Here is a 13013-nt window from a genome sequence, read left to right as displayed (position 1 = left end):
GGTAGCGGGCGGTCGTGCGACACGGACACGAAGCGAAAGGCGGGAAGCACGGCAAACGAAAGAAGCTGCCAGCCGGCATGGCCCCCGCGTCACCCGAGGCGACTGAGCCGTACCGCTCCCTGCCAGGCCGGGCAGAGACGGAGACCGGGAGAAACCGTGGGAACGATCAGGCCGGGGTATCTGGTGGTGTCCTGAGTAGTTCGTCGTAGGCGGTGATTGAAGGTGTTGGGCGGTTGTCTGGGGGCAGGGCCGCCAAGACGGATTCCAGCTCGGCGCATGCGGCCTGATCGTCTCCCTGCACAGCCCCTCGCGCAGCAGTTGTTGAAAGAACGCATCCACGAGTGAATGATGACCGACCACCAAAGGCGGCCACGGTCTCAGAGTAACGCTGACCCTGAGAACGAAATCTATAAATGAAATAACGTTTCTCGTCATTCTTAACCATGGTCGCGGAATATCGACCGGTCAAGAATCGGGAGGCCGAGGACATCGGCATAAGCCTGTGATTGGAGATCGCGTGCGTAGAACCGTTTCACTGCTCACCGTCGCCCTGACGGCTCTCATGACGTTGTCCCCCCTTGTGCCCGCCGAGGCCACGCCTGCGGCTCCAGCGGCGCCCGCCGAGACGATCACCTGGACACCGTGCCCGCAAAACCCCTCCGCCGAGTGCGGCAAACTCGCCGTACCGGTGGACTGGAACAACCCCGGCGGGCCGACGATCGACCTGGCCGTGGCCAGGCTCAAGGCCACCGACCCTGCGGCCAGGATCGGCTCGCTGCTGCTGCATCCCGGCGGCCCCGGTTCCTCCGGGGTCAGCTACGCGATTTCCCTGAACAACTTCAGCCCGGAGCTCAAGCGCCGGTTCGACATCGTGGGGTTCGACCCCCGCGGCGTGGAGGACAGCGGGCGCATCGTATGCTCGGCCCAGCTGCTGTCCCAGTTCCCCGACCCGCTCATCAAAAGTCAGGCGGAGTTCGACGCCTGGCTCGACTACAGCAAGCGGTTGCGCGCCGACTGCCGTGCCCGGACAGGGCCGGTCTTCGACCATGTCGACAGCGTGAGCGCGGCCCGCGACATCGACGCGATCCGCGAAGCGCTCGGCGAGGAGAAGATCACCTACTACGGCCTCTCCTACGGCACGCTGGTCGGCCAGATGTACGCGGAACTGTTTCCCCACCGGATCCGCGCCCTCGCCCTGGACAGCAACCTGGACCACAGCCTGAGCACCGGCCCCTACCTCTACAGCTGGGCCACGTTCGCCCAGGACAGTTTCGACGAGTTCGTCAAGTGGTGCGACGGGGAGACCCGATGCGCGCTGCACGGCACGAACGTGCGCGCGTTCTGGGCTCGCCTGCTGGAGCGTGCCGACCGCGGCGAGATCCGCGCCCCCGGCACCCCTGCCAGGTCGCTCACCAGACAGGACGTGATCCGCTACGTCTTCCGGGCGGGCTACGTACCCACGTGGTACGAACTGGCCGAACTGCTCATCGCCCTGGATGCGGACGCGCAGGAGCCACCCGCCTCCGCAGCCTGGCTGCTGAGTGAGACGGCGGACTCGCGGCAGGCTCCTGCGGCCGCCGAGCCGGAGGTGTCCATCTCCCTCCAGATCTTCTGCGAGGATTTTCGCTGGCCGATCCGCGACTACCGCGAGTACACCAAACACCTCCGCCGCGCCAAGGCCATCGCGCCGGACATGGGGATCGTCCCGACCAGCCTGACGCTCACCGCCCTGTGCCTGAGTGAACCGGATCCGATCCCGAACCCACAGCATCGCCTGCGGGTGAAGGGCGGCCCGCCGCTGCTGATCGTCAACGGGCTGCACGACCCGGCCACCGGCTACGCCTGGGCGCTCAACGCCGCCGCCCAGATCGGGAAGAAGGCGCGGCTGCTCACCTACGAAGGCTGGGGACACGGTGCCTATGGCCGTGGCGACTGTGTCACGGCCGCCGTCGACGCCTACCTGATCTCGCTGAGGCTGCCCGCGCGAGGAACCCGGTGCCCGGCCGTACCGGTGGCGCCACCCGACGCGGCCGACCGGCCCGCGCCGCCGGCTCTGCTGCCCGGCATGCCCGGCATGCCGGGCTGGCCGGCATCCCGTCACTGACCCATCGAACCGGTGGCGTCACCGGAGCCTGAGGCGGGCCGGGGGTTGCTGTGATGGCTCACAGCTGCTTTCCCCGGGCCCGCCCGCCGGACCGGGGTGTGTGCCTCCACGCGTCGGGCGCTTCATGTACTTGGCCTACCGGTCAGTCGATTGAGGCGGGCTGCCGTTTTCGCAGGCCGGAAGGCCGCTTTGCCGTCACCGTAACGGTAGCGCTCCGGGGTAAAGGCGGCGCCTTGACGAGCGCTCCTCCAGCCGCTGTCGCGGAAACGGCATGTGAGCTCGGTCATTCTGAGGCGGACTTTGCCCGCGTATTTCCCGCCTGATCAACCGTGCCTCGGTGCGAGCCGCGATCACACCGGCGATCGGCGCTGCGGCGCCGCAGGCCGTGGCGAAGCCGACCAGGGTGGGTTACGCCCGCTGTTCCACGGCCCAGCAGGAGCTCCAGAGCCGGCTCGACGCGTTGGCCGAGGCGGGCTGCGACCCGGTCTTCTCTGAGAAGATCAGCACCCGCGGCAAAGTGCGGCCGCCCTGGCCGGGCAGGAGGAAGGGCGGACCCGGCGGGAGCCGCGGGAGCTGCGGCGGCTCACCTGATCACCAGCCCGGGACCGGGCCGGTGGGGCATGCACGACCTGGTCCGCGAACACACCGCCGAGCACGCTTGCCCGCGTGCCGAAGACGACGGGCAGGCCCAGGTCACAGACCGGCTGCTGGAGCACTATGCGCATACCGTCGGCGCCGCCGACACCCACCTGCGCGCCCTGCCCGGCCGGCCCGTCCCCGCCATCGAGCCGCGCCCGCTGGTTCCGTCGCCGAGTGCGCCTGACCACCGCCTGTATCCGGGTCAACTAACGAATGGCGGCTGCCGTACCAGGAAGAGGCTGGGGATCCAGGAGGGCTCGGGTGCATCGGTCTCGGAGCCATTCCTCCGCCTCCGTGAAGGACCAGCCGTTGTCCTCGGTCAGGGTGAAGTAGCCGTTGTAGCCGAAGTAGAACCACAGCACGTCCGCCGCGCGCTGCACCTCCATGCCTTCGGCGAGGGCTCCGAGTTCGTCCAGGCGTCTGGCGACGGCCGTCAACGTCCCGCGATAGCGGTCGGTGGAGCTGCGCAAGCCTTCGGCGGCAGCCTCGTCGTGGGGGGCGGCGGCGATGAGGACGCGCATGACGCTGCCATGCGCCTCGCGTACGGTACGGCTGGCCGAGGCCACCACGGCCAGGATCTCGTGGGGGTCGCGCAGGGCGGCGAGCCGGTCGAGGCTTTCGCGCAGGATCGGGGCGGTCCCCCACTCATCGACCAGGATCTGCAACAGCCCGTGTTTGCCGCCCGCCGCGTACACGGTCCCCGGGGCCACCCGGGCGGCCTTGGCGATCTCGTCGACCTTGGTGCCGAAGAACCCCTTGCTCGCGAACAGGGTGCGGGCCGCGTCGATGATCGCCTGGCGGGTGGCCTCGGCGTAGTCGGCGCGGCGGCTCTGAATGTAGGCAGACATGATTACCGGACCATACCCCTTCAGTGAGATGAGTGGAACTATATTCAGATGAGTTAGGCTCAGTTGAATAGAGCATGGGTTCAGCTAATCGCATTCGAAGGGAAGGCGCGGGAATGCCGCAAAAGTGCGACACATTGCCCACTGGGGTGGATTTCATCGTTGTGGGGGCCGGTACCGCCGGATGTGTGGTGGCGGCGCGGCTGAGCGAGGATCCCGGATGCCGGGTGCTGCTGCTGGAAGCCGGTACGACGACCGGCACGGAACCTGAGGCCCGTACCCCCGGTAACGCCTTCCAATTACTCGCCGGACCCACGTCGTGGGGCGACCTGACCACCCCGCAGGACGCGCTCGGAGGCCGCCGGATCGGGCTGGCCCAGGGGCGCGGTATCGGCGGCGCGAGCAGCATGAACATGATGGCGTGGTTCCACGGCCGCCGCCAAGACTACGACATCTGGCAGGCGCTGGGGGCGACCGGGTGGGGCTGGGATGACGTCCAGCCCGTTCTGCGCGCCATCGAGGACAACGACCGGGGGGCGGACGCCTGGCACGGGGTGGGCGGCCCGATGGCGATCACCTCCGTCCGGGACGCCGGACCGATGCCACTCACCTTCGTGGCGGCCGGCGTCGAGTACGGGCTGCCGCTGCTCGACGACTTCAACGGGCCGGCCGACGAGGGCGTGGGCCTGATCCAGAGCAACATCCGCGACGGCCGCAGGCACAGCGTCGTGGACGGCTACCTCACGCCGGCCTGGGACCGGCACAACCTGGTTGTCGCCGCCGGGCGGCATGTCACCTCGGTCATCGCGGAGAACGGGCGCGCGGTCGGCGTGAGGGTGGGCGACGCGGAGATCCACGCCCACGGCGGCGTGGTGCTCTGCGCAGGGGCCCTGCGCACCCCTCAGTTGCTGATGCTCTCCGGCATCGGCCCCGCCGACCACCTCGGCGACCATGGCATCCGCGTCGTCCGCGACCTCCCCGACGTGGGCGCGAACCTCCAGGACCACCCGATGGCGACCCCGGTCTGGCCGGTCACCGACGGCAGCCCGCTGTGGAACACGCTGACCGAGTACGACCTCCGCGACTACCGCCTCCTGCGCCGCGGCCCGCTCGCCTCGCTCACCCAGGCCGCCGCCCTGCTGCGCAGCGATCCCGGCTGCGCGACCACCGACATCCAGTTCACGCTGACGCTGCTCGGCATGACCGCCGGGATGACCCTGATCGAGGATCCGGTCGTCACCTGCGCGGTCAGCCTGCTCGACCCGGACAGCCGGGGGACGGTACGGCTGGCCAGCGCGAACCCGGCCGATCCGCCGCTGGCGGACCCGAAGTACCTGGACAAGGACGCCGACAGGGCCCGGCTGCGGGCCGGGCTGCGGCGGGCGCGCGACCTGTTCCGCACGACCACACTCGCCAAGGCCACCGGCGGTGAGGCGCTCAGCCCGCACGACTGGTCCGACCAGGCCCTCGACGCCTGGATCGACGGCAACGTCGGCAGCGAATGGCACCCGGTCGGCTCGTGCCGGATGGGTACCGACGCCGGGGCCGTCGTCGACCCGGCCACCATGGGGGTGCGCGGCCTGGACGCGCTGTTCGTCGCCGACGCCTCCGTGATGCCCGCCATCACCCGGGGCAACACCCAAGCCCCCACCATCATGATCGCCGAACGGGCCACCCCGTTGATCACCCGCGCCGCCACCTGACCGGGACGCCGCGCGGGACACGAGCAGCGGCCGAACGGCCAATGGCGTTAACGGATCGTCGGAGGCTTGGCCATCGCCACCGGTCGACATCAGGCTCTCCGGCTTCCCGACACAGCCACTCCCCGGATCGAGCATCCAATGGGCTGGGAAACGAACACCGGCCCAGGAAGCACTCTCCGAGGCCGGACCTTCCCTCGCCTGTTCCACGGTGGTGGAGGGACGGGCGATTCCGGCGAGCGGGACGATCATCCTCCCGCTCCGCCGGTTCCACGCGCTGATCGCGCCGACACAGGATGAGCACCGTGCACGCGGAGCCGACCCGCTGGGAAGGGCAAGGCGAGTGACATGGCCGAAGAGCACCCGGACGACGAGGCGATCGTTGGGCGAGAACGCGAACAGGGCCGACTGGCAGGCCTGCTGAACCTGTGCGGCGGGCCCGGGGCGATGGTCGTGCTGGGGGCCGCGGGCGTCGGCAAGAGCGCGTTGCTGCGGGCGGTCCGTGATGAGGCGGTGCGATCCGGTCGGCGGGTGCTGTACGCGGCCGGGGATCGCAGTGAGAGCGATCTGCCGTTCGCGGGTCTTCACCAGGTGCTGCATCCGGTGCTCGACGCCGCGAACGATCTGGGCGGCGGGACGGCGGCCGTGCTGGACGCCGTCTTCTCCCCGGCCGAGCGGGCGGGTCCGCCGCAGCGGTTCGCCGTGGCCATGGCGGTGCTGAACCGGCTGTCGGAGGTCGCCGCGAGCACGCCGCTGCTGGTGGTGGCCGATGACGCGCATTGGCTGGATCGGGCGTCGCTGGGGGTGCTGGGTTTCGTGGCCCGCCGTCTTGCGGGTGAGCCGATCGCCTTCGTGGGCGCGGCTCGCGGTGAGGTGCCGCCGCCCGGGTGGGAGCGAGGGCTGGAGGTGGTCGAGGTCGGGCCGCTGGCTCCGCAGGCCGCGCGGCGGCTGCTGGCCCGTCAGCCGGGCGCGCCTAAGGTGCATCTGCGCGAACGTGTCCTGGCCGAGGCCGCGGGCAACCCCCTGGCGATCATCGAGCTGGCCAAGGCGGCGGGCGACGCCGTCGATCCGGCATCGTGGCCGATGCGGACACCTGCGCCGAGTGAGCGGCTCGGGCATCTGTACGCCTCCCAGCTGGCCGGGCTGCCCCGCGAGACCATGCGCCTGCTGCTTCTGGCCGCGCTGGCCGGCAATGTGAACGTGCAAACCCTGCTGGAGGCCGGCGACGGGCTCGCTTTAGAGGCCCTGGTGCCCGCCGAGCGGCAGGGCCTGATCCGGGTGGAGAACACCGGCGACGGGGCCAGGATCGTCTTCCGGCACCCGCTGCTGCGCTCAGCCGTCGGCCACGCCACCCCGTTCGCCGACCGGCGGGCCGCTCACTTGGCGCTGGCCGCCGTCGCCGCCGATCCCGACCGGCGCGTCTGGCACCGAGCGGCCGCCGCCGTCGCCCCCGACGCGGAGCTGGCCGGCGAGCTGCTGGTGACCGCCGAGCGGGCGCTGGCGCGCGGCGCCACGGTGGAGGCGCTGGCGGCCATGGAGCGCTCGGCGGGCAATACCCCCGATCCAGCCCTCAAAGCGCAGCGATTACTCATCGCCGCCCAGCACGCATGGCTGAACGACCTGATCGACCACATGCTCGATCTGAGCGAGCAGGCGATCGCGCTCAGCGGCGACTCGGAGGTGCAGGCGTCGGCGCTGCTGGTCAAGAGCTGCGCGCTGACCGATCAGGGGAGGCAGAGCGCAGCCTTGGACATACTGATCCCGCTGGCCGGTCGGCTGGCGGGCGGTCGTTCGGTGAACGAGCGATGGGCGCTCATCACGACGGCCAGCGCCCTGCTGTCATCGGGCACCGCCGAGCACCGCCGACGGGTGCTGCGCCTGACCGCCGGCCTGCCTGCGCCGGCCGACCCCGCCGACGTGCAGGAGGTCTGGGCGCGGATCCTGCCCGATCCGCTCACCCGGCAAGACCTCGCCGAGGCGGTCATCGCGCACACCGTCCGGCACCACGAACGCGACCCGATGCGGCGGATGATGGCCGGGACACTCGCGCTGGTCACCGACCGGACCGACCAAGCGCTGAACCTGCTCGCCGAACCACCCGCCCCGGCGGCCGGGAGTGCGCCGCGCCGCCTCGGCATCGGCATCTTCTACCACGCCTGCGCCTGCCTGGACGCGGGCCTGTGGGATCAGGCCCAGGAAGCCTCCGACCTGGCGGCCGAGCTCGCCGCCGAACTGGATCCCGGGGTGAACCTCGCCCTGAGCCGCGTCCTGCAGGGCACCCTCGCCGCCCTGCGCGGCCAGGCGGCGGCCCGCCCTCTGCTGATCGCCGCCCTGGAGGCGGGCTATGAGGAGGTCGGGCAGATCAGCGTGCGCGCACACCGCGCACTGGCCATGCTGGAGGTCGACGCCGACGATCCGGCCGCCGCCTACGAGCACCTGAACAAGGTGTTCGACGCCGACGGCAGGCCGGTCCACTACCTGCTGTCGCCGTACGCGGTGGCCGACCTGGCCGCCGCCGCGGTACGCACCGGCCGCGGCGCCCACCGCGAGCACGCCGCCGCGGCGGCCAAGACCGTGGCGGCCATCGTGGAGGGCGGCGGCACCCCCCGCCTGCGGATGCTGGCCTACCACGCGCGCGCCCTGCTGGCGGCGGAGCCGACGCAGGCCGAGGAGTACTACCAGTGCGCGCTGGAGGACCCGCTCTGCGGGCGGTGGCCGTTCGAACGGGCCATGGCCAGCTTGGACTACGGGCGGTGGCTGCGCCGCCGACGCCGGCCCCTGCATGCCCGGCCGCATCTGAACGGAGCGCTGGAGGTCTTCGAACGGCTGTCGGCCGCGCGGTGGGCCGAGCGGACCCGCGACGAGTTGCGGACCACCGGGGCGCAGCACGCCGACCCCGCCCCCTCCACGCCGGCGGGGTTGAGCGTCCAGGAGACGCGCATCGCCCGGCTGGCCGCCCAGGGACTGAGCAACCGCCAGATCGCCGAGCACATGTTCCTGTCCCCGCGCACGGTCGGCGCCCACCTGTATCGGATCTTCCCCAAGCTGGGCATCACCTCCCGCGCCCAGATCCGCGACCTGCTGGACGGCCCCGGCACCGGAAGCGAGCCGACTTAACCCGGCTCGACCCGACGTAATCGGCCGGATTAAGTCGACCGACTGAAGCGCCGCCCCCGCGCCGACCCCTACCGTGACGGTGCCCGCCCGTTCTTCGAGCGAGACGAGAACCACGAACACCGCACCGCGCCCTCCCCTCGCCCCACGGGCCGCACAGACGTAAGGGCAGTGAAGGCCAGCGGCGCATGACATCGAAATCGAGACAGGAGAAACAGGCATGAAAAGGCGTCAAACCTTGGCGTGAGCATGATGGTCGTCGCCTGCGCGATGACCATGGCGATCACCGCGGCCCTGGCACAGGCCAGGAAAATGGACTGGGACAACTGCCCCAACGGCTACCTGTGCCGGTTCTCGTCATCCAGGAAGAACACCCGCTCCAGATTCGCCCGCGACGGCTGGCCCGCGAATCGCCAGTACGCAGCAGCTTCACTATCGGTCAAGAACTCCACCGGCATGCCCGCAAAGTAGAGCCAACCAACAGGCGGATCACCTAGTGCGATCGAACCGTTACAAGATGCTCGCCTGTCCGACGCTCTCCGGATCGGAACGGCGAGTGGCGATAACCCGAGCCCCAATGGCTCGCCAACGCCACTGGCCGTCCCGTTGCTGCTCGACCCCCATCACCGGTCCGCGCCACTTCGCGCCCGCCACATCCGGCTGAGTCTGGACCTCGGCGCCAGCCTGCCCCGCCGTGCGTCCCTTTTCGCCCCTGACCTGATGGTGGGCCGACTGTGCATACGACCGCGGATCCTGGCTGTCGCACAGTGGTGAATCAGTCATCAAAGCTCTGCCAGAACTGTCAATGACAATCAGATTACAAACCGGCAAGCCTACCTTTATCCCCTGAAGTCAGAGCTCCCGACAACGACAAGTTCGCCCGGCCTGACCAAGAGCCAAGAGCGGGCTCTCACACGTCCGTGACATGTTCGCCGTCGCGGGCCGCCGAATTGTGTGGCACCGCGACGCCGCCCCTTATAGGAGGGCCGTTTCTTGAATAAGACGTTATACGCCGTGCCGGTCGCGTGGTCGCGTTCACCAGGCCCGCCGACGCCTGCCGACCAGCGGGCGAGAGCGAACCGGCCGAACCCTCTGGTCGCGGTTTTGACGAGCCTTGCGCTGGTCTGCGGATTCGTCACCGCTCTGCAGGGCACCGCGCAGGCGTCAAACCCCGGCGATCGCAGTGCGGCGACCTGGAACATGGCAGCCGGGCCGTCCCGCTGGGAGCGGGCCTATGACCTGGCCATGACCCATGACGTGGTCGCGCTTCAGGAAGTCCCCCAAGGCCTTCCCGGGGTGGGAACCGGTCCGCGTGCCGGCGGCCACCTGACTACGCGGCGGTCCATAAATGGCGTCGAACACTATCAGTGGCAGTACGACGGCAGGTCTCCTGAAGTCCACCTGTACATTCTGCGCGAGCCTACCCGCAACCTCGGAATGATCACCAGGTGGGCGGCGAGCAATGTTTTTCGGATCGACAGCGTCTACCGGGACGCGCTCGGCGTCGTCAACTACCTGGACCAGACGCTCTTCGCCTCCGTGCACGCCGCATCGGGGGGTGGCAACGACGCCGGAGCGCTGGTACGCCGTATCGCAGGACGTGCGGAGCCGGACTCCCGGCTGAGGCATTGGGTCGCACTCGGCGATTTCAACCGCGACCCCTCCACCATAGGCCAGCTTGATCTTCCCGAAGACGCCAACGTCTACCATGCCGGCAGGCCCACGCACTTTAGCGGCAGCGAGCTCGACTACATGGTCACCAACGTCCAGAACGAGAACTGGGGCAGCCCCACCGTGCAGGAGGACCGGGGCAGTGACCACTGGCCGGTGCGCTTCGGCACGATGCGGGCCGCCGCGGAACCGGTGGACATGTCCCTGATGCCGATGGGCAACCTGACCAACGAATTCAATGATTTCTCGTACAAGGCGCTCCTCTTCGCAAGCTTGGCGGTGATCGGCTCCGTGGTGGCGAAGCGGGACACCCTGGACTTCGTCGGCTCCCAGAGTTCGGGAGGCGGGCAGGACCCCGACCACGAAGGCTACGACTACAGGATCCAGCAACTCGCCGAGCGGGTGCACACCACCGTTCCGCATTGGCGGCCGAACGTGGTGACGCTGATAGCGGGCCTGGAGGACCTGAAGAACGGCACCGACGCGGACGGTGCCCCTGAGCGGCTGGGACAACTGATCGACCAGATCGTTGAGGACGCCCCCGGCGTCACGGTGTTGGTGGCCACCCTTCCCTGGGTCTCCAACGCGGGCCTGCGGGCGCGGATCGAGGCGTTCAACCGGCGCCTGCCGGACGTGGTGGACCAGCTGCAGGGCGCGGGCAAGCACGTCATGCTGATCTCGCTGGACCATCTGGGCATCGACGACGTGGCCGAGGACGGCCTGCACCCCAACGAGGAGGGAAGCAACAAGATCGCCGATGCCTTCCACAACGGCCTCGTCGAGGCGGTCACGCTGGACTGGATCTCCGACAGACCCGGCACCGGAACCGGAGAGACCGCGGACTCTGTGCGTACGATGGGACTTGGGTCCTCGACCACCTTCGGTGAGCGCAGCCCGGACGGCAACGGGTACCGCGACAAACTCGACGAGGAACTACGAGAACTGTTCGACCCCGGCCCTGGCCCCGGCCGCCCTGAGCCTCTAGTGGACTGGGTCGGCTCCGTGCGGGTGGGCACGATGGCCGACCGGGACATCGAAGGCTGGCCGGGGCTCAAGATCCATGAGATCGCCGACAAGGCGAAATGCGCCGTCAAGACCTACCAGCCCAATCTCATCACCCTGATCGCCGGCGGCAACGACGTCGTCCAGAACTACCAGATGGACACCGCCATCGAGCGGCTTGAGGATCTGATCGAGCAGGTCATCATCGACTCCCCGGGCGTGACCGTCCTCGTCTCGGGACTCCAGCCCTTCCACGACGCCGCCAGGAACGCGCGGAGCGAGGCGTTCAGCGCCCAGGTTCCGGGCCTGGTGGACCGGCTCGTCGCGCGCGGCAAGCATGTGGTCTACGCCGACATCACCGGCTTGGAAGCCTCCGACATCGTCACCATCGACGGCATCCATCCCAACGGCCCGGGTTACCACAAGATCGCCGACGCGTTCGCCAAGGCGGCGGCGGAGGCCAAGGCCAAGAACTGGATCCGGAAGGCGAACCCCCCGGCCCCCGACGCCACGAACCACCCCTGCGGTCTGGAGGACCGCGGCGACGGCACGGAGACCGGCGAGTCCAACCCGAACAGGCTGGGGCAGGGCTGGGAGGACCGCGGCGTCATCCAGTCCCAGCAGTTCCCCTCCAACAGCCGGTTCTGGATGGTCGACATCAACAAGGACCGCAAGGCCGAGTTCGTGGTGGTCGACACGGACCAGAAGTTCCGGTTCTGGTGGAACGGCGGACCCTCGGGCACGAACTGGGTCCCCTTCACCCAGGGGCAGAACGCCTACACCCCCAAGGCCGGGGCGGTGGGCAACATGCTGCGCTTCGGCGACGTCGACGGTGACGGCTTCCCCGACTGCATGGTCGTCTACCTCAACGGCGCGATGGACGTCTCCACCTGGAAGGCCGACAACCCCTCCGGCCAGCGCATGTGCATGAACAAGTACGACGGCGAGGCCGATGTCTTCTTGAACGGTTCCACCGGCAACCGCCTGGCCATCGCCTCGGACACCAAGATCCGCTTCGCGGACGTCACCGGCGGAGGCCGCGACGACTACCTGCTGATCAGGGCGGACGGTTCGGTGAAAGCCTGGTACAACAAGGGCTTCCAGGTCCAGAACGGCCGTAAGTTCCTGGAGTGGGAGGTTCCCCAGAACATCAGCGGCCCCCTGGCCGAACCTCGGGAGATCCGCTACGCCGACATCAACGGTGACAGGCGCGCCGACCGGATCCTGATCACCGCCAAGGGCGGCGCCCGCGCCTGGCTCAACGAAGGACCCGGAGGGTCGGGCGGAACCTACCGCGACATCGGCAAGATCGCCGGGGACGCCGAGGTGCCGTCCAAGGACGTCCAGTTCGCCGACGTGGACGGGGACGGCAAGGCCGACTTCCTGCGCATCGGCTGGACCGGAGTGATGCACGCCTGGCTCAACAAGCTCCCGGCGGACTACTTCACCACCTTCCACCCGTAGGGCGCGTTCCCCACGCGGTGACGGGACCGGTGACGTCATCGCGTGGGAAACGAACGACGTTTCGCGATACCCCTTACGCGCCGCGCGAAGAACCCGCGAACGTCAGCGAGACAACCTGGAGGCTGCCCGCCCCGGCTGGGTCCGGGGCGGGCGAGGGAACCCGGCAGAACAGGCGCGGCTACCGGCGGGCCGGTTCGGAAAGGGTGAGCAGGCCTTCGTCGAAGGGGAGCTGAAGCCGTATCCGTTCTCGCTTCGCCGCCACCTGGGCGCGATCCGCAACGCCGAGGAACCCCGCCGGCGCGAGCATCCGTGACGGCCTGGACCGCAAGGCCCAGTCCCGGTTCGACAAGCAGCAGAGGCCGGGGCCGAACATCAAGAAGTAGGTCGGTGGGGGGGGGGGGGGGGGGCTGAGTGGCGGGCGCGCCGCCGGGGGGCCGCCCGAGGGGTGTTGCTACCCCGCGGGGACGAGCTTGT

Annotated in this window: 6 protein-coding genes; 5 read left to right on the top strand and 1 reads right to left on the bottom strand. The window is 69.4% G+C overall.

Features of this window, described 5'->3' with window-relative positions:
- The first annotated feature begins 517 nt into the window (after window positions 1-517).
- Window positions 518-2104, top strand: coding sequence for an alpha/beta hydrolase (locus AB0395_RS46145; protein ID WP_366294077.1), 1587 nt, complete (start codon window positions 518-520; stop codon window positions 2102-2104).
- Between the two features lie 845 nt (window positions 2105-2949).
- On the opposite strand, the gene AB0395_RS46140 is transcribed toward AB0395_RS46145, so the two are convergent.
- Window positions 2950-3591 carry a TetR/AcrR family transcriptional regulator gene (locus tag AB0395_RS46140; RefSeq protein ID WP_366294074.1) on the bottom strand — a complete coding sequence of 214 codons (642 nt, stop codon included), beginning with the start codon at window positions 3589-3591 and terminating at the stop codon, window positions 2950-2952.
- 146 nt (window positions 3592-3737) lie between these two features.
- Between AB0395_RS46140 and AB0395_RS46135 the strand changes: the two genes are divergently transcribed.
- The 4 genes from AB0395_RS46135 to AB0395_RS46120 all read left to right on the top strand — a co-directional run bounded on the left by AB0395_RS46135 (window position 3738) and on the right by AB0395_RS46120 (window position 12539).
- Complete coding sequence (locus tag AB0395_RS46135; RefSeq protein WP_366294072.1) at window positions 3738-5291, top strand: GMC family oxidoreductase N-terminal domain-containing protein; 1554 nt, start codon at window positions 3738-3740, stop codon at window positions 5289-5291.
- Between the two features lie 345 nt (window positions 5292-5636).
- Complete coding sequence (locus tag AB0395_RS46130; RefSeq protein WP_366294069.1) at window positions 5637-8405, top strand: AAA family ATPase; 2769 nt, start codon at window positions 5637-5639, stop codon at window positions 8403-8405.
- A 240-nt stretch (window positions 8406-8645) separates the two neighbouring features.
- The gene (locus AB0395_RS46125; protein ID WP_366294066.1) at window positions 8646-8873 is read left to right on the top strand and encodes a hypothetical protein; all 228 of its coding nucleotides are present in this window, start codon (window positions 8646-8648) and stop codon (window positions 8871-8873) included.
- A gap of 633 nt (window positions 8874-9506) precedes the next feature.
- Window positions 9507-12539: a GDSL-type esterase/lipase family protein gene (locus tag AB0395_RS46120; RefSeq protein ID WP_366294063.1), complete on the top strand. Its 3033-nt coding sequence runs from the start codon at window positions 9507-9509 to the stop codon at window positions 12537-12539.
- The last annotated feature ends 474 nt before the right edge of the window (window positions 12540-13013 follow it).

Source organism: Streptosporangium sp. NPDC051023 (assembly GCF_040689595.1).
Classification (GTDB): domain Bacteria; phylum Actinomycetota; class Actinomycetes; order Streptosporangiales; family Streptosporangiaceae; genus Streptosporangium.
The sequence above is the reverse complement of the archived record's forward strand: the minus strand, read 5'-3'. Positions and strand labels throughout refer to the sequence as shown.